Raw genomic sequence first — 19,975 nt, 5'->3', positions numbered from 1 at the left:
TTGCCGTCAGACGGCCGTCATTCCCCGCTGCCGCGACCGGTAAGCTCACCGCCGAGGACATGTTCCTGGCCGGGCCCGCGCCGTTGCTCGACCCGGCAGACGAGCTCGCCGCGGGCGAGGCGGTTGATCACGGCCTCGCCGGGCGCTATTTGGGTCACGTCCCGCAGGGGGCGATGGCCGTCGGCGGTGGTGACGATGGCGTAGCCGCGTTCCAGCGTGGCCAGGGGGCTGACCGCCTGCAGGGCGTGGAGCTGGTGCTGCAGGGCGAGACGCCGGCGTTGCACCACCTGATGGGCGGCATTGTGCAGCCGTTCCCGGAGCTCGTCGCCGCGGCGTCGCCGCTCGGGGATGCGGCGCCGGGGATCCTGCTGGGAGAGCCGCAATCGAAGCTGATCGAGGCGCGAACGCCGCTCGCCGAGGCGTCGGCGCAGGGCCGCCTGCAGCCGGCCGTCGAGCTCGTCGAGGCGCTGGGCGCGTTCCTGCAAGCGCCGCCCCGGGTGTTGCAACATCAAACGATGACGCAGGGTCTCCAGGGCGCGGGCGTGGTGGCGGTGGTGGCGGTGTACGGCATCGGCGAGCCGGCGGGCGCACTCCGAGGTGGCCTGGCGCAGGGCCTCACCGTCGGGGGAGAGCAGCTCGGCCGCCGCGGAAGGGGTAGGCGCGCGGCGGTCGGCCACCAGGTCGGAGATGGTGATGTCCACCTCGTGGCCCACGGCGGAGACCACCGGCAGGGGGCAGGCGTGTATGGCCCGGGCGAGCACCTCCTCGTTGAAGGCCCAGAGGTCCTCGAGGGAGCCGCCGCCCCGAGTGACCAGCAATGCGTCGACCTCGTTGCGGCGGCCGACCTCGGCGAGCCGGGCGGCGATGGCTTCCGCCGCGCCCTCGCCCTGGACCGCCACCGGGTAAACGATGACGTGTATGGCCGGGAAGCGGCGACGCAGTACCTGGAGCACGTCGCGAATCGCGGCACCGGTGGGGGAGGTCACCACCCCGAGCCGCCGGATGCGCTCGGGCAGCGGTTGCTTGTGTGCCTCGTCGAACAGCCCCTCGCGCTCCAGGCGCGCCTTGAGCTGCTCGAAGGCCCGTCGGAGGGCGCCGTCGCCGGCGGGCTCCATGTGCTCGACGATGAGCTGGAATTCGCCGCGGGCGGGATACAGGCTCACCCGCACCCGAGCGAGCACCTGGGTGCCGTCGGCGGGCCGGAAGCGCAAGCGGATGTTGCGGTTGCGAAACATCGCGCAGCGCACCTGCGCGTCGCCGTCCTTGAGGCTGAAGTAGATGTGCCCGGAGCGCGGCTGCGCGAGGTTGGAGACCTCGCCCTCCACCCACAGCAGCGGGAAGCCGCTCTCGAGCAGCAGCTTCACCTCCTGGTTGAGCCGGGAGACGGTGTAGACGTCCCGGCCGGCGGGGGGATCGCCGGCCGCGTTCATTGCGGGTACGCGCGTGCCGGCGCGGTCACCGCCTCGAGGGCCTGCTCGAGCCGCGCCACGGTAGTGTCCACGTCCCGGAGCTTGTCGATCCCGAAAAGGCCGATACGGAACGTGCGGAATCCCTCGGGCTCGCCGCACATCAATGGCACACCGGCGGCGATCTGGACCCCGGCGTCGGCGAAGCGGCGCCCGGTGCGAATGCCCTCGTCGTCGGTGTGGCTGACCACCACCCCGGGGGCCTCGAACCCGGGCGCGGCGACGCTGGCAAAGCCATACTGGGCGAGCAGGGCGCGCACACGGCGGCCGAGCTCGAACTGGCGGTCGCACAGCCACTCGAGGCCGTCGGCCTGCGCCTCGCGCATCACATCGCGCAGGGTTCGAAGGGTGTCGGTGGGCAGGGTGGCATGGTAGGCGTGGCCACCGGCCTCGTAGGCGTCCATGATCTCCAGCCACTTGCGCAGGTCCGCGGCGAAGCTGGTGCTGGTGGTGGCGCGAACCCGCTCCGTGGCCCGTTCGCCGAGCATCACCAAGGCGCAGCCGGGGGAGCCGCTCCAGCCCTTCTGGGGCGCGGAGATCAGCACATCGACGCCGATGGCCTGCATGTCCACCCAGATGGCCCCGGAGGCGATGCAGTCGAGCACGAACAGCCCGCCGACCTCGTGGACCGCATCGGCGACGGTCCGAAGGTAGTCATCCGGCAGAAGGATCCCGGCGGCGGTCTCCACGTGGGGTGCGAACACCACGCCTGGGCGGTGCTCGCGGATCGCGGCGACCGCCTCCTCGACGGGGGCCGGTGCGTAGGGCGCCTGGGGTGCGTCGCTCACCGGCCGCGCGGTCAGCACCGTCTCGCTCGCCGGGATGCCGCCCATGGATAGGATTTGCGACCAGCGATAGCTGAACCAGCCATTGCGGATGATCAGGCAATCCTCGCCGCCGGCGAGCTGCCGGGCGACCGCTTCCATGCCTACGGTGCCGCCACCGGGGACCAGGGCCACGGCATGGGCGTTGTAGGTGGATTTCAGAACGGCCGAGACGTCCCGCATTACGCCCTGGAAGGTGCGGGACATGTGATTGAGCGAGCGGTCGGTGAAGACCACCGAGTACTCGAACAGGCCCTGCGGATCGGGATCGACGGGTGTTTGTGACACGGTTGTTCTGCCTCCCGGAAACGTTCCGTCCTATCCTAACCCAGCCGGCGCGGTTTAGAGCACGCCGGCATCCAGGCCGGCGGCCATGGCCATGGCGAGCTCTTCCACCTGCTCGGTGAACTCGTCCTGCCACTGTCCCTGCAGGATCAGCGGTTCCTGTACCCACTTCCAGCGCAGGCCGGTAACGATGCCCTCCACCGCGCGCCGGGTGCCGGTGCCGTCGTGGCCGGCGCGGATGTAGAGCGCGCAGGGCAAGCCCTGCTTCTCCTCGAGCACCGGGTAGTAGGTGCGGTCGAAGAAGTCCTTCAGCGCACCGGCCATGTAGCCCAGGTTCTCCGTGGTGCCGAGGAGGATGGCATCGCAGGCGCGGACGTCCTTCGGCCCCGCCTCCAGGGGCGGTCGGCTGATCACCTCCACATCCTCGATGTCCGGGCCACCGGCGCCGCGCTCGGCGGCCTCGCGCAGGCGGCGCGTGTTCTCCGAGGGGGCGTGGGCGACGATCAGCAGCTGCCGGCTCATGGCGTACTCATCCCTTGCCGGGGCCCTGCCACAAGCGTAACTCCCCCATCCAGTCGAGGCCTTGCGCGGCCTCCCGCAGGTCGCTGGCCGCCTGGTCCAGATCGCGCTCCGGGGGTAGGTCGCGGATGTAGAGGGCGATGTCGATGGTCTCGTCGAGATAGTGGAGGTCGAGGGCCACACGGGCGCTCCACGCGGGATGGCTCGCCCAGCAACCCTCCAGGGCCTGCTCCACCTCCTGGCGCAAGGGGAGCGCCCGCTGCAGCGGGGTATTCTCTCCGGTGTCGTCCTGGGGGTCGATGTGGAAGGTTACATCGGTGACTGTGGGGAAGGCCTCGCGGAGCCGCCTTGCCACTTCCGTTCCGATCTCATGGCCCTCGGAGACGGTGACCCGCGCCGGCACCACGATATGTAGGTCCACCACGGTGTCGCTGCCGAGCGTCCGGCTGCGCAGCTCGTGGACACTGCGTACCCCCTCTACCTCCTCAGCGATGGCGCGCATGCGTTCACGCTCCGCCTCGGGCAGGGCCGTGTCCACGAGCTCTTGCCCGGATTCCCAGAGCAGCCGGCCCCCGATCTGGCCGACCATGACACCCACGACGATGGCGGCGACCGCGTCCAGCCACCCCACGCCGAGCTCGGCGCCGATGAGGCCGATGAGCACCACCACCGTGGACAGGGCATCGGAGCGGGAGTGCCAGGCATTGGCCTCGAGCAGTCGCGAATCAACGCGCCGGGCCACGCGGAGCGTGTAGCGATAGATCCACTCCTTGGACAGCAGCGCCGCCACTGCCACGCCGATGCCCCATACCCCCGGCGTGGGCAGTGCGGCGCCGCTGACGAGGCGGCTGATACTGGCCCAGGCGATACCGCCGGCAACGAAGATCAGCGCGCTGCCCAGCCAGAGTGTGGCCATGGTCTCGATGCGGCCGTGGCCGTAGGGGTGATTGGCGTCGGCCTCACGACGGCCGAAATGGGTGGCCGCCATCACGAAGGCATCGGTGAGCACGTCGGAGAACGAGTGGATGCCGTCGGCGACCAGGGCCGCTGAGCCCACCAGCCAGCCGATCACCGCCTTGGCGAGGCCGACGGTGAAGTCCAGCACCGCCCCGATGAGGGTGACCTTATGGGCTTCCCGGGTCTCGCTGCTTCGGTCGCGGGTCCCGGAGCCGGGGTGCTCGTGTGCCTGTGCCATGGCGGCTCCCGGATTGCGGTGACGGCGATGATAGCAGCCGGCGCCGGTGGTTGGCGCGGCCTGGGACCGGGATAGTACCCGCACGATGCCGGCCTACTCCGGGCAACATGCGCCCCGCCCTTTGCGGCTCAGGCGCGCCGGGGCAGGTTGGCGAGGCGATCCAGCACGTGTCGGGCCAGCACTTCCGCCGCCTCGCCCGTGTTCGAGGCCCGCAGCAGCTCGATTCGGTAGGTGCCGATGGGGGGCAGATCGGCCTCGCCGTCCAGACGGCGCAGCGGCGGGCGCATCAGGGCGCGGGGTAGGGGCGCGAGCGCGAGGTCGGCGGTGACGGCAGCCTCCTGTCCCGCGGTGTGCTCACTGGTGTAGGCCAGTCGGTAGGCCAGGCCGGCCCGGTCCAGGGCGGACAGGGCCTTCGCCCGCCAGCAGCAGCCCTCGGCGGCCAGGGCGAGGGGCAGCGGGCGCCGTGCGGCCGCCGTGCCGCCTTCCACGCCCGCCCAGACCAGCTGCTCGGTGTAGACCACCTGGCCCCGGCCCTTGTCGGTGACAACATCATCGGTGGAGACCAGCGCCAGGTCCAGCTCGCCGGCCTCCAACCGCGGGGGCAGATCCTGGCTGCGCCCGACCATGACGTCTACCTGTACCGCCGGGTGGGTGCGGGCGAAGCGGGCCAGGACCTCGGGGAGGATGCGCGTGCCCACGTCGTCCGTGACCCCCAAGCGCACGGTGCCGTCCACTTGGGGGGCCAGGAACCGGGCCACCGCTTCCTCGTTGATCTCGAGTATGCGCCGGGCGTAGCCGAGCAGGGCCTGGCCTTCCCGGGTCAGGCGCACCTGGCGTGCCTCGCGAAGGAACAGGGTACGCTCCAGGGTCTCCTCCAAGCGCCGTACCTGCATGCTCACCGCCCCCGGGGTACGGCTGACCTGCCGTGCCGCGCGGCTGAAACTGCCCGACTCGGCGATGGCCACGAAGGTACGCAGCAGGTCGTTGTCCAACAACGGGAGGGTGCTGCGCCGGCTGGACGTCGTCGGCCGGTTCATGTTCTACCTGTAAATTTCATTGAACCGAAAGTTTAAGATTATTCGATTGATTGAACAAACAGGTGAGCGGAGACTCTTCCACGGTGAGGGGGCACATAGCCCGGAAAGCCACGCCGAGCAGAGGAGCGATGCCATGACCCGTCAACGAGAGTACGACAGCGAGGTCCCCGCCCGCCCCAGCGCACCGCTGCCGCCGCTGGATCGGTTCTACATGCCCGCCATGCCGCCCGTAGCGTTGCTGGAGGCTGCGGCCCAGCGCTTCGGGGAGTGGCGGCGCGGGCGCCGGCGATCTGCGTCGGCGGCGTCGCGGAGCTGAAGGGACGTCAGCAGGGTTTACAGGTCGATCGCAGCCGAGAAGTCGAGCTTCTCGGCTGGGGTCATCGGGGTGACCCGCACGCGGTGGATCGGGTCGAGGCCAAGCGCGGGATCCTAAAGCCGCGCGCCCAGTGACGGCATATCGGAGAGAAGCGCGACATTCACGGAGAGGTCGCTCGGTACTTTGCCAAGGACCCCCGAATAAAGTACCGGTTGATCAACGACCACCGTGGCCAGCACCGGATGGCCATGATGTGGGTGCCCTATTCAGGGACGCGCCCGTGCCCAGAGCTGCTGGAGCCGCGGCACGATCTTGTCGGGCGAGTTCCCTATCGGGGCGCTCACCTGGTAATGCACGAGCTGACCCCTGCCGTCCGCATGTGGTTCGGCGGTGCAGTGCGGGAACCATTGGTGAGCTTCTTCCGGGGTGACACGCAAGCTGAACCGAACCGTGCGAAGCTCGCCGCCGGTGATCGCCGCCACGGTGAGCTCGCCCTCGCGCACATCGGTGACGTTACCCCAGGGGACGAACAGCCAGCGCGTATTGGGGGTAACCCATCCTGGCTCGCCCGGGGCATCGGGGTCCTGCTCGCCGTGGATGTAGACGCCCTCCCGCGTGGCTAGGAAACTCATCTCCCGATTGCCCCAATCCTTTGGCAATCGCCAGCCGATGAACGTAAGGAAAAGTGCCCCCATGGCAACGAAAGGATAGCCAGCCCAAACCGGTGCTTCGGGAAAGATCGTGTCGATGTTCCAGCCGACGTAGAGCATCGTCGCGGCGAGGGCCGAAACAAACAAGATGACAACCCGCGATAACCAGGCGGGGGTGCCAGCGACAACCACCGCGCCGCGCGGCGGCTGCGTACCCCGCAGCGCATCCGGAACATTCCTTACGTAGTGCGCTCCGGTGGGCTTGCCGGTCGCCTCCGGCGCCCGCGGGTTCGTGCCGCATTTCCAGCGATATCGCTTCCACGCCAGCACGAGCATCAACGCGCCCATCCCGCAAAAGGCAAGCCCCATCAACGTGAACAGGAGCGTGCCCTTATATTCGTCGGCGGTCAGCTCGCCCGGCTCGAGCAAGCTGGAAATGCCCAACCCGAGCATGACGACGCCGCCGCCCAGCAAAACGAAAACGTACGGCAGAACTGACAATATTTCACGAAGCCGACCTGTCGACTCTTTCGGTTCCGGCATTGAACCGCTCGCCTGGTCGTATGTGTTCCCCAGCTCCTCAATATGAGCCTAACAGCGAACGCGCATGCCGTGAGCCAGCAGCTGTTGGTGCCCCACTAGCCCAAGCCAAGCCGTGTCGCCCTGTCCTCCCTCATCGAACCGTGCATACGGTATTCCCGCGTGGCGTTCCGATGTACTTCACGCTAAGGCGTACGTGATGCCCGACGACCGCTTGAGCCGAACACGGAGGGGCGCTTTCCACCGGCCGGCTCATGGGGTCCCGTGCCCTTTGGGTGTGCTACCAGCGCGTTTGCCGCCTCCATCGGCGGCCGCGTCAGGTTTCGCTCCGGGCAATCGCGGAGGTAGAGGGCACGGTGGGGGCGGCGTTAGCGGCCGGCGCTCGTGGTTCGTGCGGTCCGCTGGCGACTGATTGGCCATCGTCGCGCAATTTACCGCTCACCGGGCAGGATCTATAATACACGGTTACTCCGCCACATTGTCCTGACCGAGCAGGTGCCCACCCCATGCGAATCGCCCAGGAAGCGCTGACCTTCGACGACGTCCTCCTCCTTCCCGCCTACTCCGAGGTCCTGCCCCGCGACGCCGAGCTCGGCACCCGCCTGACCCGGGGCATCGAGCTCAATATCCCGCTGGTCTCCGCCGCCATGGATACCGTCACCGAGGGCCGGCTGGCCATCGCCCTCGCGGCCCAGGGGGGTGTGGGCGTGGTCCACAAGAACATGTCCCCCGAAGAACAGGCCCGCGAGGTGCGCAAGGTCAAGAAGTTCGAGAGCGGTATCATCAAGGAGCCGATCACGGTGCCGCCGCAGACCACCATCGCCGAGGTGCTGGAGATCACCCGCCAGCACGGCATCTCCGGTGTCCCGGTGGTGGATGACAAGGAGAACCTGGTGGGCATCGTCACCAGCCGGGATCTGCGCTTCGAGCGCCGTCTCGACTCTCCGGTCACCGAGGCGATGACCGGCCGTGACCGCTTGGTGACCGTCGGCGAGGGGGCGGAACGCGAAGAGATCCTGGAGCTCCTCCATCAGCACCGCATCGAGAAGCTCCTGGTGGTCAACGATGATAACCAGCTCCGCGGCATGATCACCGTCAAGGACATCCAGAAGTCCCGGGACTACCCGCTGGCCTGCAAGGACGAGTACGGCCGGCTCCGGGTGGGGGCGGCGGTAAGTACCGGGCATGGTACCGAGGAGCGGGTGGCCGCCTTGGTGGAGGCGGGCGCGGACCTGATCGTGGTGGATACCGCCCACGGCCACAGCCGCGGGGTGATCGAGCGGGTGCGGTGGATCAAGCGCAACTACCCGGATATGCAGGTAGTGGCGGGCAATATCGCCACCGCGGATGCCGCCCGTACCCTCTACGAGGCGGGAGTGGACGCCGTCAAGGTGGGTATCGGCCCCGGCTCCATCTGCACCACGCGGGTCATCGCCGGCGTCGGGGTGCCGCAGATCACCGCCATCGCCAATGTCGCCGGCGAGCTGGAGGGCTCGGAGTTGCCGGTGATCGCCGACGGCGGCATCCGCTACTCCGGGGACATGGCCAAGGCCATCGTCGCCGGGGCCCATTGCGTGATGATGGGCAGCATGTTCGCCGGTACCGAGGAGGCCCCCGGCGAGGTGGAGCTCTACCAGGGGCGCTCGTACAAGTCCTACCGGGGGATGGGCTCCATTGGCGCCATGTCGGGCACCCAGGGCTCCTCGGACCGCTATTTCCAGGAGGAGGCGGACAGCGTGGAGAAGCTGGTCCCTGAGGGCATCGAGGGCCGCGTCCCCTACAAGGGCAGCCTCACGGCCATCGTCCACCAGCTCATGGGGGGGCTGCGGGGGAGCATGGGCTACTGCGGCTGTGCCACCATCGAGGCGTTCCGCACCCGACCGGAGTTCGCGCGCATCACCGGCGCCGGCGTCCGCGAGAGCCACGTCCACGATGTGAACATCGTCAAGGAGGCGCCCAACTACCGCGTCGATTGATCCCACCGTCGCCGTGGCCCGGCCGGTGCGCCGGGCGGGCCACGGTCGTATCAGCGGGGTCGCCGGGTCAGGTATTCTCGACCCACCGCCATTCCCGCCGTAGTCACCACTGCACAACCGGAACGCCCATGGCCCAGGACATCCACGCGCACCGCATCCTCATCCTCGACTTCGGCTCCCAGTACACCCAGCTCATCGCCCGGCGAGTGCGCGAGGCGGGGGTGTATTGCGAGATCCATCCCTGCGATAGGGACGACGAGGCCATACGCGCCTTCGCTGCCGCGGGCGTGATCCTATCCGGGGGGCCGGAGTCGGTGCACTTCGCCGATACCCCGCGCGTCCCGGATGCGGTGCTGACGCTCGGGGTGCCGGTGCTCGGCATCTGCTACGGGATGCAGGCGATGGCGGCCCAGCTCGGCGGCACGGTGGAGCCCTCGGCGCATAAGGAGTTCGGCTACGCCCAGGTCCGCGCCCGCGGCCATTCCCGCCTGCTCCGGGACATCGAGGATCATGCGAGTTCGGAGGGCTACGGCCTGCTGGACGTGTGGATGAGCCACGGCGACCGGGTCAGCGCCTTGCCCGAGGGCTTCAAGGTCATCGCGAGCACCGATAGCGCCCCCATCGCCGGAATGGGTGACGACGAGCGCGGGCTCTACGGCGTGCAGTTCCACCCGGAGGTGACCCATACCCCCCAGGGGCAAAGAATCCTGGAACGCTTCGTCCATGAGATTTGCGGCTGTCCCGGGGACTGGACGGCGGGCAACATCGTCGCGGACAGCATCGCGCGCATCCGCGAGCGAGTCGGTGACGAGAACGTGCTGCTCGGCCTCTCCGGCGGTGTGGACTCATCGGTGGTGGCGGCGCTACTGCACCGAGCCATCGGTGATCAGCTTACCTGCGTGTTCGTGGACAACGGCCTGCTGCGCCTGGACGAGGGCGAGCAGGTCATGGCCACCTTCGCCCGGCACATGGGGGTGCGGGTGATCCATGTGGACGCCGAGGCGCGTTTCCTCGAGCGACTGGCGGGTGTCGAGGATCCGGAGGAGAAGCGGCGGATCATCGGCAATACCTTCATCGACGTCTTCGACGAGGAGGCGGGCCGGCTGGAGAACGTCCAGTGGCTAGCCCAGGGCACCATTTATCCCGATGTCATCGAGTCGGCCGGGGCGGCCACCGGCAAGGCCCAGGTGATCAAGTCCCATCACAATGTGGGCGGCCTGCCCGAGAAGATGAACCTCAAGCTCCTCGAGCCCCTGCGGGAGCTGTTCAAGGACGAGGTCCGCCGCATCGGCCTGGAGCTCGGCCTGCCCGCGGAGATGGTCCATCGTCATCCCTTCCCCGGCCCCGGGCTCGGTGTGCGCATCCTCGGTGAGGTGCGCAAGGAATACACCGATCCGCTGCGTCGGGCCGATGCCATCTTCATCACAGAGCTCCGGGCCGCCGGGCTCTACGAGCGGGTCAGCCAGGCCTTCGCGGTGTTCCTGCCGGTGAAGTCGGTAGGGGTGACGGGCGACGGCCGGCGCTACGAGTACGTGGTCGCCTTGCGGGCGGTGGAGACCATCGACTTCATGACCGCGCGCTGGGCGCAGCTGCCCTACGACTTCCTCGACCATGTCTCCCGGCGCATCATCAACGAGATCGACGGAATCTCCCGGGTGGTCTATGACGTCTCCGGCAAGCCGCCGGCCACCATCGAGTGGGAGTAGGGCCGGTGTTCCCCATGACAGGGCGCCGCCCTCGCCGGTGCTGCTCGCCTCCGTAGTGGCGCGGTGGATCGACGGGATGCCTCGGAGTCGGGCCGCGCGCTGTCGCCACCCATGAACCTGTGGCGAGAGGAAAGCGCTTCCCTGGATACCGCCGGTCGCGCCGTTACCGTGTGTCTGGCGGGGGACGTAATGAGCGGGCGCGGTATTGATCAGATCCTCGCCCATCCCTCGAGTCCGGAACTCTACGAGCCCTACATGCGGAGTGCCCAGGGTTACGTGGCGCTGGCGGAATCCGCCAACGGTGCCATTCCGCGTGCCGCTGGCCCTGACTACATCTGGGGAGACGGCCTGGAAGTCCTTGCCGCCGTCGCGCCGGATCGCAAGGTCATCAATCTGGAAACGGCCGTGACTGCGCATGACGTTCCCTGGCCGGGGAAGGAAATCCATTATCGGATGCATCCCCGGAATATCGGATGCATCACCAGCGCCGGCATCGACTGTTGCGTATTGGCCAACAACCACGTCATGGACTGGGGTCGGGAGGGACTGGCCGAGACGCTGCGGGCACTCGAAGGTGAAGGCATGGTTCATCCCGGGGCGGGCCATGATTCACGGCAGGCCTGCGAACCGGGGATCATGGAGCTAGCCGGAGGCGGGCGGCTTCTCGTGTTCGCCCTGGGGTCACCCACCAGCGGCATACCCGAGCGGTGGACGGCGACGCGGGAGCGCTCCGGTGTCTGCTACCTGGAGAGCCTGTCCCGTTCGTGCCTGGATGCGGTGGCGGAGCGGATCCGCGAGGCGCGATCCCCGGGGGATCGGGTCATCGTCTCCATCCATTGGGGAAGCAACTGGGGCTATGGGGTTCCGGAGAAACAGCGCGCCTTCGCACACGGGCTGATCGACGAGGCGCACGTCGACTGCGTCCATGGACATTCGTCTCATCATCCCCGTGGGATCGAGATCCATCGGAACCGCCCGATCCTGTACGGCTGCGGCGATCTGATCAATGATTACGAGGGCATCCGGGGCTACGAACGCTACCGTGGTGACCTGTCGCTCCTGTATTTCGTGACCTTGGATGAAGAGACGGGGCGCCTGCTGCAGCTACGTATGGCACCCATGCAGATCCGGCGTTTCCGGCTTCACCATCCATCGCCACAAGATCGGCGATGGCTTTGCGATACCCTGGAGGCGGCAGGGGAACCGTACGGGACCGCTGTGGAGCTCGAGGACAATGGCATGCTTCGGGTTGGCTGGGGCCGCTGATGCCAAGCTTTCGGGTATGCCCGCATTGCTGCCCGCAAGCGAGTGATAGACTTCTCGGAGAGGGCAGTAGGGTCTCAGTGGCCCGGGAGGTATCGCCATGCGCGAATTGATCATCGCCTCGGTCGCGATGCTGTGTATGGCCGCGCCGCTGCCTGTGGTGGCGGACCAGGATGATCCCCGCCTTGAGGAACTGTTCGACGAGCTGCAGCAGCTTGACCCGCGCCGGGGGCAGCGGGCCCGCGAGATCCAGGCGCAGATCTGGCATATCTGGTATCTCCATGAGGATGCCAGGGTGAACCAGGCCATGGAACGGGGCCTCAAGGCGCTGGCCCAGGACCGGCACGAGGATGCCGTAGCGGCATTTACCCGGGTCATTGACCTGGACGGTGATTTCGCGGAGGCGTGGAATCGCCGCGCGACGACGTACTACGTGATGGGCCGGTACGACGACTCCCTCTCGGATATAGAGCGGGTGCTGGCACTGGAGCCGCGCCACTTCGGGGCGCTGGCAGGGCGCGGGCTGTGTTTGAAGGCGCTGGGCCGCAAGCGGGAGGCGCTGAAGGCCTTCCAGCGGGCACTGGAGGTCAATCCCCACCGGGAGGGTGTGTATCTGGAGATCATCCGCCTGCGCTCCGAGCTGGGTCAGGCCGCCTAATGGATCGCGGTGAGACCAGGCCCTCCGGCATTCGGCAAGCGGCGCGACTATGACTGGACCAACTTCGAACATGCCTATCTGGCGGAATGCCTCGACGGGGTACCCGCACAGGATCGGGACGGTTGGCGCCGTCTTCTCAGCCCTTGTTCGTGGGGCGGGCGCGGCAATGGCCTTTGCGTCCGTCGCCGCTGTAGCGAGCACCGGCGCGCCCATACCCGACGACGGCGAATGCCGACGGGGCAAGGGGATCGAGCGGATGCTCGGCAGTCATGGCTACCGTGTGGTGGTCTCCGGCGGTTACGCCGCGGCCAGCCCCGCGGTGAAGGTACAGATCTGGGAGAACGACGAGAGGGACTGGGTGCTTACGGAGGCGTTCATGAATCAGAACCGGACCTGCGTAGTGCGCTCGGGGATCCGGCTACACATGATGTATTGAGCAGCATTCTGTGAGCCTTCGACCATCCACGAATGGGGATAGGGTCACGCTGGATACGGAATTCATGGCCCGGGCACTGGCGCTGGCCGGAGTTGCGGCGGCACAGGGGGAGGTCCCGGTGGGGGCCGTCGTGGTCGCCCGCGGCCAAATCATCGGCGAGGGCTGGAACCGGCCCGTCACTGACCGTGATCCCACCGCCCATGCCGAGATCGTCGCTCTGCGGGCGGCCGCGCTGGCCCGCGACGCTTACCGCCTCCCGGATGTCGATGTCTACGTGACCCTGGAGCCCTGCTGCATGTGTTTGGGCGCGCTGGTGCAGGCTCGGGTGGGGCGGATCGTCTATGGCGCCGCCGATCCGAAGTCCGGCGCCTGTGGTGGTGCGCTGGCGCTTCACGAGCATCCCGTTCACAATCACCACCCAGTGGTGGAGGGCGGTATCCTTGCCGAGGTCTGTGGGGAGCGGCTGCAGGGGTTCTTCCGCGAGCGCCGCCGTGAGCGTCGTGCGCCGGTGACCCTGGTGCGCGTAACGCCGGAGAACCGAGCCGATTTCGAGGGGGTAGAGGTGGCTGAGGGCCAGATGGAATTCGTCAGCACGCCGGGTGAGCTGATTCGGCGTCATATCCAGGAGGGTTACGGAACGGCAGTGTTCGGGATCCTCGCCGGCGATCGGCCCGCGGGGCTGGCGGCGCTGCTGCCCCCGGCGCAGGGGGTGGAGTATTCCGGTCGGAGCGCCGATGAGGCGTGGCTGGAGGGGTTCCGCGTCGATCGCCGCGAGCAGGGCCGTGGGGTTGCTGGCCGTGCGCTGGCCGGCCTCGCCGCCGAGGCAGCGAGGCACGGCTACCGCCGGCTGAGCCTTACAGTGAACCTGCGCAACGACAAGGCGGAGGCCGCTTACCGGCGCTTCGGCTTCCGGGATACCGGGGCGCTGTATGAGGGCGGGCCGGCCGGTCCGCAGCGGATACTCACCCTCGACCTGGACAGGGAGGCGGAGGATGGCCAAGGGACCTGAACGGGTGAAACGCGCGCTGGAAGAGCGCGGCCGCCCCGCAGAGATCGTGCAGGTGGACGATTCCACGCGCACCGCCGCCGAGGCCGCGGAGGTGCTGGGGGTCGCTGTGGGGCAGATCGCCAAGTCGCTGGTATTTCGCGGGGTGGATAGCGCTGCGGCCCTGCTGGTGATCGCCAGCGGTGACCGGCGGGTAAGCGAGGCCCGGTTGCAGGCGCTGGCGGGTGAGCCCATCGGCCGCGCGGACGCAGCCTTCGTGCGCGAACACACCGGTTTTGCCATAGGCGGCGTACCGCCGGTGGGCCATCCCCGTCCGCTTCGCTGCTGGATCGACGAGGATCTCTACCGCTTCGACACGGTATGGGCGGCAGCCGGCTCGCCCTTTGCAGTCTTTCCGGTGTCGGTTGCGGCCCTCCCGGAGCTTTCGGGTGGTAGCGTCGCGCGGGTGGCGGAGTAGCGGAGGATTGATGGCGGGATGGCTGGAGCTGCGGCATCTGCGCAGCCTGAAGACGATCTGCGAGACCGGCAGCCTGGTGGCTGCCGCCGAACGGCTGAACCTTACCCAGAGTGCGCTCTCCCACCAGATCAAGGGCCTCGAGGCGCGGGTCGGCGCGGAGCTGTTTTTCCGGCGCTCGCGGCCGCTGCGGCTGGCCCCGGCAGGGCAAATGCTGCTGGAGCTCGCCGATCGGGTCCTCCCCGAGGTGGAGACGGTGGAGCAGCGGCTGAACAACCTGGCGGCGGGGCAGGGCGGGCGGCTGCATCTCGCCATCGAGTGTCACAGCTGCTATCAGTGGCTGCTGCCCACCATGGAGCGTTATCGCGAGCGCTGGCCGGAGGTGGAGATGGACCTCTCCATGGGGTTCAACTTCCATCCGCTCCCGGCGCTGCTGCGCGGCGACATCGATATGGTCATCACCTCCGACCCGGATCCGGAGCTCTCGGGCATCCACTATTCGCCGCTGTTCCGCCACGAGGTGCAGCTGGCCGTTCCGGCGGGCTCGGTGCTGGCGGCCCGGGAACATATCGAGCCCGAGGACCTCGGTGACCAGACCCTGATCACCTATCCCGTTTGCCGTTCGCGCCTGGATATCTTCAACCGGTTCCTGGACCCTGCGGGAGTGGAACCGGCGGCGGTGCGCACCTCGGAGCTGTCGGTGATGATCGTCCAGCTGGTGGCCAGCCGCCGTGGCGTCACCGCCATGCCCAGCTGGGCCCTCGACGAGCACCTTGCCCGGGGCCAGATTCAGGTCTGTCGCCTCGGACCCGGCGGGCTATGGAGCACGCTCTACGCCGCGGTCCGCGAGGAGGAGGCCCGGCTGCCCTACCTGACGGCCTTCATCGCCGCGGCGCGGCGCCTCACCGGCGAGACCCTGCGTGGTATCCGCCCGGTCTCACTCCCTGAGTGAAGGGGGATGAAGTCCCTGAATATACGCGGTCGTTCAGCCGCCCTTTGCCCGCAAGCGCTTGCTAGCGGGGTGAGTGAGCTGCGGAATCAACTGATCGTAGGGTCGTGGTCCGCTGTAGTAGAAACCCTGGGCCTCCCCACAACCGTCCGCCAGTAGTGCCTCGGCCTGGGCCCGGGTCTCCACGCCCTCGGCGATCACCGCCAGATCAAGGCTGGCGCCGAGTGCGATCACGGAGCGCACGATGGCATGGTCATCGTTGTCGGTGAGCATGTCCCGGACGAAGGACTGATCGATCTTCAATCGTGTCACCGGGAATTGCTTGAGGTAGGCGAGCGATGAGAAGCCGGTCCCGAAGTCGTCCACGGCCAGTTGCACTCCCCGCTCATGCAGGCGCCGGAGGGTTTCGACAGCGGCTTCCGGCTCCTCCATGAACACTGCCTCCGTAAGCTCTAGCTCCAGTCGTTCCGCGGCCAGCCCGCTTTGCTGCAGGGCGGTGTCCACCGTCGCGAGCAGGTCCCCCTGCTGCACCTGTACCGCGGAGACATTGACCGCGATCCGCTTGAGGTCGTGGCCGGCGTCGAGAAGGGCTTGGAAGTCGCAACACGCACGCCCCAACACCCACTCGCCAATGGCGAGTATGGCGCGGGTCTCCTCGGCGAGGGGGATGAAGTCCCCGGGAGGGACCTCGCCGAGGCGGGGATTGGTCCAGCGCAGGAGTGCCTCCAGCCCGACGACCCGATCGCTGGACAGGCGCACCTGGGGCTGGTAGTGGAGCGCCAGCTCCCCGCGCTCGAGTGCGCGGCGGAGCTGCATCTCCAGACGGACCCTTCGGCTGGCGCGTTCGGTGAGCTCGGCGGTGTAGAACACATAGCTGTTCCGACGCGACTCCTTGGCGCGATACATCGCCGTGTCGGCGTTGCGCAGTAGAATGGAGGCCTCCCGGCCGTCCAGGGGGAAGATGCTGATGCCGATGCTCGCGTCCACGCTGAGCTCATGGCCCTCGACGCGGAAGGGCCGCTCGAAGGCCTTCACCAGACGGTCGGCGAGGGTCGCCATCTCCGCTTCCGCGGCGGCGCCCTCCATAATGACCACGTATTCGTCTCCGCCGATTCGCGCTAGGGTGTCGGCCTCGCGCAGCAGCGGCACTAGGCGTTGGGCCACGGCCTGGAGGAGCCTGTCGCCGAGTGGGTGCCCGAAGCTGTCGTTGATATTCTTGAAACGGTCGAGATCCAGGAAGAGTACACCAACCAGCTGTTCTTCCCGCCGCGCCCGGGCGATGGCCTGGCCGAGCCGGTCGTGGAGGAGGTGGCGGTTGGGCAGGCCGGTGAGCGCATCATGGTGCGCCATGTAATCCAGCCGTTCCTCCACCGCCTTCAGCGAGGTGATATCCGAGATCAGCGAGATGTACTGGCTGACGCGGCCCGCTTCGTTATGGACGGTGCTGATGGTCTGCCATGCCGGGAACACCGTGCCGTCGCGGCGCCGGTTCCAGATCTCGCCCTGCCAGTGGCCCTCCGTATCCAGCGTGCTGCGGATGCCCGCATAGAAGCCTTCATCATGCCGCCCGGAGCGAAGCAGTCGCGATGTCTCCCCGAGGACCTCATCGGCGGGGTAACCGGTGATCTCGGAGAACGCCGGATTGACCCGTAGGATACGATCCTGCGCGTCCGTGACGATCACCGCCTCGGTGGTGTTCTCGAATACCGCATTGGCCAGGCGTTGCTGCTCCTCCGCCCGGACACGTTCGCTGATGTCCTGGACCACTCCGACCAGCCGCAGGGGCTGGCCGTTGCCGTCGCGCTCGAGCCGGGCCCTGGAGTGCACGGTCCGTTCCGAGCCGGCCCCGGTGACGATGCGGTACTCCACGTCGTAGTCGCCCTCACCTCGCAGCACCTCTTCCAGGGCCTGCTCCAGGCGCGGCCAGTCGTCCGGGTGGCAGTGCTCGCGCAGGGTCTCGGGGCCGGCGCTCTCGTGCTCGCCCACATCGAGAATGCGGCGGGCCTGCTCGGACCAGGTTGCCTGCCGTGTCCGCAGGTTCAGCTCCCAGTCCCCCATACGCGCCACGCGCTGGGCCTCGCGGAGACGGGCCTCGTCACGGCGCCGCTCGGTTACGTCCTCGGCGATGCCCAGCACGTACCGCGGCTTGCCCGAGGGGGCGAGAATCGGCAGCTTCCGGGTATGCAGGAGGCGCTGCCCGTGGGGTGTCCCTATGGGTTCCTCCTCGCTCTCCACGAGCCTGCCTTCGGCCAGGACCTCGCGGTCACCGGCGGTGAAGCGCTGGGCCTGCGCGGCCGGGAAGAGCTCCGAGTCCCGCCGCCCGACCAGGTCCTCGCGGTTCAGGCCAAGCAGCTGCTCACCGGCGCGGTTGAAGCGCACGAAGCGCAGGGTCTCGGCATCCTTGACGAAGATCATCTCCGGGATGTTCTCGATGATGTCACGGAGCTCCGTCTCCCGGCGCTGGACCGCGGCGGCCATTTCGTTCATGGCCGCGGCGAGTTGACGGGGTTCGCGATCGTCGCCCACCTCCACGCGGCTGTCATAATGACCCTCCCGCAGGGCGGTCACTCCCGCGATCAGCCCATCAATGGGTCGCTGTATCCGCCCATGGATGAACAACAGCCCAAGGGGGATGAACAACAGCGCCGATGACCCCAGTGCCACGAGCACCACCCGGCGGGCCGCGGCCATATCCGGCTCGAGCAGCGAGCGCTGGAACGCGATCCCGAGGAGGATCTCCGGGTCCCCTGTCAAGCCGGGCATGGGGCGGGTGGTCAGCAGTGCGTCGGGGAGGGTCAGCCAGTGTCCCCCTGAGCCGGTGTTGGATGGGGGGAACAGCTCGCCCGTGATGTCCTCCGGGATGGACGCCAGGCTGGCGGGGCCGGCGATGAGATGGCCCTGGGGGGCGAAGAGAGCGAGCGCGACCCCCTCGGGCAGGGTGAAGGCTTGGAGGAACGGGGTGCCAAGGTCCTTGAGGAGGGTTATCGTGCCCAGCCGCAGGCCCTGCCCACCGTCGCGATGGCGGAATACCGGGCGGCTCACGAGCTGTTCCACACGCTCCGGGCCCCGCCGGTAGGCCACATCCGCTGCGCGGGCGGGCTGCCGGGAACCCTCGCTGAGGGAAGGCCGGGTGACCCGGCGCCAGTTGCCTGCGCCTTCGCGCTCCAGGTAACGGGGGCGGCCCTGCTCGAAGGATACGATGCCGGTCACAGGGCCGGCGGCGCCCTGAACGGCATAGGCGACCAGTTGGCCATCGCCCTGGTGCACCAGGGCATGGTCGGCGCGCCCGCGCGTGATTACGTCAAGCAAGTCGAGCCCCAGGTCTTTCTTGGCCTCGTCGAAGACGATGGGGCGGTAGTCCTGCATATCCTGGTAGCGCGCGATGAGGTTCAGGGCCGCTACCGTGGACTCATTCGAGCGCAGGCCATCCGCAGTGGTGCGCAGCCACGTTTCATTGCTGCTCACCGCCTCGGAGAAGGTGGTGAGTGCCTGCCGGCCCCGTTCATGGGCCTGTTCCCGGGAGAGATGGGCGAGATACGCGTCCAGCCCCACGCCAACCGCCGCCAGCGGCAGGATCACCGCGGCGAGCAGCAACATGACGATCTTGGCACGCAGGCTGGCGAATGGGCGGGTCAAAAGATCGGCTCCACGCGGTGGACGTTATCAACGGTGACCCGCTGTGTCTCCAGCACGATCTCGTGAGGCACGGGCCGGCCGCGGATGAGCGCCACCGCAAGCTCCGCCCCCTCCCGGCCGCCCGTCGGGTAGGTGAAGCTCACGTCCTGTCGCCCCTCGATGATCGCCTCGCGGGCCTCGGCGATGTAGTCGATGCCGACAATCACCAGTGCCTCGACGGGGATGTCGGCGGCGTCCAGGGCCATGCGGGCGCCGGCGGCCATGGAGTCGCTCTGGGCGTAGATGGCATCGAAGGGGAAGCCATTGGCGGACTCGATGATCCCCTCTACGGCGCGGATGGCGTCCGCCCGGAGGAAGTTGGCACGGCGCCGTTCCACATGGATGTCCGGGTGGCGGGAGACTATCTCCAAAAAGGCCCGCCGCCGGAGGATCGTTGTGGTGGCGCCCTGGACGCCTTCGAGCATGAGTACCCGCCCGTTGTCGCGGATACCCGTGATCACCGCCCCCGCCGCCTGCCCGGCGATCCGCGCGTTGTCCGGGTGAACGAAGCTGGTGTAGGCATCGCCCTCGACGCCGCGGGACAGGAGCACCACCGGGGTCCCCGCCTCGTATACGCGCCGTATGACCTCGGCCATTACCACGGAGTCGGCGGGGCTGGTGATCAGCACATCGACCCCCTCGGCCGCCCAGTCCTCGATATGCTTGATCTGCAGAGCCACGCTCCCCCGGGCGTCGCTGACACGGAAGTCGATGCCCGGGTAGTGGGACAGCGCCTCGCGTACTGCTTCCACCTGGGCGCGCCGCCAGTCGTTGCCCAGATCGTCCTGGGCGAAGGCGACAAGCCCCTGGGGCTCGGCCGATTGGACCGGAGGAGTAACGGCGAGGAACAGGAGCGCGACAACCGTCAACACCAGGGCTGGCCAGGCATGCCCTGGTGTGGCCGGGGGGGTCCCTACACTTTGATGGTCAATGGCTTTTGGTATCAGCATTGTTGTCTGGTCAGGGAGATCCGGCCGTATTTCCCCGCCGGCGGCTGAGCCCGGATCTCGGAGCGCTCGC

17 protein-coding genes are annotated in these 19,975 nt (G+C 68.1%); 9 read left to right on the top strand and 8 right to left on the bottom strand.

All coding sequences use genetic code 11. The annotated features are described in order from the left end of the window. Window positions 1–17: 17 nt before the first annotated feature. The 5 genes from xseA to ACQ754_RS04235 form a co-directional block, all read right to left on the bottom strand. A complete protein-coding gene (gene xseA, locus ACQ754_RS04255; protein WP_440995752.1) occupies window positions 18–1,430 on the bottom strand; it encodes an exodeoxyribonuclease VII large subunit in 1,413 nt (470 codons plus the stop codon). Continuing rightward, window positions 1,427–2,578, bottom strand: coding sequence for an aminotransferase class V-fold PLP-dependent enzyme (locus tag ACQ754_RS04250; protein WP_440995751.1), 1,152 nt, complete (start codon window positions 2,576–2,578; stop codon window positions 1,427–1,429). Before ACQ754_RS04250 ends, xseA begins: the two co-directional genes overlap by 4 nt. A gap of 54 nt (window positions 2,579–2,632) precedes the next feature. Further along, the gene (locus ACQ754_RS04245) at window positions 2,633–3,097 is read right to left on the bottom strand and encodes a flavodoxin family protein (protein ID WP_440995750.1); all 465 of its coding nucleotides are present in this window, start codon (window positions 3,095–3,097) and stop codon (window positions 2,633–2,635) included. 7 nt (window positions 3,098–3,104) lie between these two features. Next, entirely contained in the window at window positions 3,105–4,289 is a 1,185-nt protein-coding gene (locus ACQ754_RS04240; RefSeq protein ID WP_440995749.1) for a cation diffusion facilitator family transporter, read from the bottom strand. A 128-nt stretch (window positions 4,290–4,417) separates the two neighbouring features. Next, window positions 4,418–5,326 carry a LysR substrate-binding domain-containing protein gene (locus tag ACQ754_RS04235; RefSeq protein WP_440995748.1) on the bottom strand — a complete coding sequence of 303 codons (909 nt, stop codon included), beginning with the start codon at window positions 5,324–5,326 and terminating at the stop codon, window positions 4,418–4,420. Window positions 5,327–5,459: 133 nt separating this feature from the next. On the opposite strand from ACQ754_RS04235, the gene ACQ754_RS04230 reads away from it, so the two are divergent. Continuing rightward, on the top strand, window positions 5,460–5,642 hold the full coding sequence (locus ACQ754_RS04230; RefSeq protein ID WP_440995747.1) for a hypothetical protein: 183 nt from the start codon (window positions 5,460–5,462) through the stop codon (window positions 5,640–5,642). Between the two features lie 266 nt (window positions 5,643–5,908). Here the strand turns inward: ACQ754_RS04230 and ACQ754_RS04225 are convergent, their stop codons facing one another. Next, on the bottom strand, window positions 5,909–6,835 hold the full coding sequence (locus tag ACQ754_RS04225; protein ID WP_440995746.1) for a hypothetical protein: 927 nt from the start codon (window positions 6,833–6,835) through the stop codon (window positions 5,909–5,911). 503 nt (window positions 6,836–7,338) lie between these two features. Here ACQ754_RS04225 and guaB point away from each other — a divergent pair. The 8 genes from guaB to ACQ754_RS04185 all read left to right on the top strand — a co-directional run bounded on the left by guaB (window position 7,339) and on the right by ACQ754_RS04185 (window position 15,283). After that, window positions 7,339–8,808 carry an IMP dehydrogenase gene (guaB, locus tag ACQ754_RS04220; protein WP_440995745.1) on the top strand — a complete coding sequence of 490 codons (1,470 nt, stop codon included), beginning with the start codon at window positions 7,339–7,341 and terminating at the stop codon, window positions 8,806–8,808. A gap of 128 nt (window positions 8,809–8,936) precedes the next feature. Continuing rightward, the gene (gene guaA / locus ACQ754_RS04215) at window positions 8,937–10,514 is read left to right on the top strand and encodes a glutamine-hydrolyzing GMP synthase (protein WP_440995744.1); all 1,578 of its coding nucleotides are present in this window, start codon (window positions 8,937–8,939) and stop codon (window positions 10,512–10,514) included. 63 nt (window positions 10,515–10,577) lie between these two features. After that, window positions 10,578–11,780 carry a CapA family protein gene (locus ACQ754_RS04210; RefSeq protein WP_440995743.1) on the top strand — a complete coding sequence of 401 codons (1,203 nt, stop codon included), beginning with the start codon at window positions 10,578–10,580 and terminating at the stop codon, window positions 11,778–11,780. A gap of 97 nt (window positions 11,781–11,877) precedes the next feature. Beyond that, complete coding sequence (locus ACQ754_RS04205; protein WP_440995742.1) at window positions 11,878–12,435, top strand: tetratricopeptide repeat protein; 558 nt, start codon at window positions 11,878–11,880, stop codon at window positions 12,433–12,435. A gap of 166 nt (window positions 12,436–12,601) precedes the next feature. Then, a complete protein-coding gene (locus tag ACQ754_RS04200; protein ID WP_440995741.1) occupies window positions 12,602–12,871 on the top strand; it encodes a hypothetical protein in 270 nt (89 codons plus the stop codon). A gap of 64 nt (window positions 12,872–12,935) precedes the next feature. Then, window positions 12,936–13,880, top strand: a complete 945-nt coding sequence (gene tadA / locus ACQ754_RS04195) for a tRNA adenosine(34) deaminase TadA (RefSeq protein WP_440995740.1) — start codon at window positions 12,936–12,938, stop codon at window positions 13,878–13,880. After that, window positions 13,864–14,334, top strand: coding sequence for a YbaK/EbsC family protein (locus tag ACQ754_RS04190; protein ID WP_440995739.1), 471 nt, complete (start codon window positions 13,864–13,866; stop codon window positions 14,332–14,334). The genes tadA and ACQ754_RS04190 overlap by 17 nt, the downstream gene beginning before the upstream one ends. 10 nt (window positions 14,335–14,344) lie before the next feature. After that, the gene (locus tag ACQ754_RS04185) at window positions 14,345–15,283 is read left to right on the top strand and encodes a LysR family transcriptional regulator (RefSeq protein WP_440995738.1); all 939 of its coding nucleotides are present in this window, start codon (window positions 14,345–14,347) and stop codon (window positions 15,281–15,283) included. 33 nt (window positions 15,284–15,316) lie between these two features. Here the strand turns inward: ACQ754_RS04185 and ACQ754_RS04180 are convergent, their stop codons facing one another. Then, on the bottom strand, window positions 15,317–18,916 hold the full coding sequence (locus ACQ754_RS04180) for a sensor domain-containing protein (protein ID WP_440995737.1): 3,600 nt from the start codon (window positions 18,914–18,916) through the stop codon (window positions 15,317–15,319). Beyond that, entirely contained in the window at window positions 18,913–19,905 is a 993-nt protein-coding gene (locus ACQ754_RS04175; protein WP_440995736.1) for a substrate-binding domain-containing protein, read from the bottom strand. Before ACQ754_RS04175 ends, ACQ754_RS04180 begins: the two co-directional genes overlap by 4 nt. Window positions 19,906–19,975 lie beyond the last annotated feature (70 nt).

The sequence above is a fragment of the Arhodomonas sp. SL1 genome (assembly GCF_052060015.1).
Taxonomy (GTDB): domain Bacteria; phylum Pseudomonadota; class Gammaproteobacteria; order Nitrococcales; family Nitrococcaceae; genus Arhodomonas.
The sequence above is the reverse complement of the archived record's forward strand: the minus strand, read 5'-3'. Positions and strand labels throughout refer to the sequence as shown.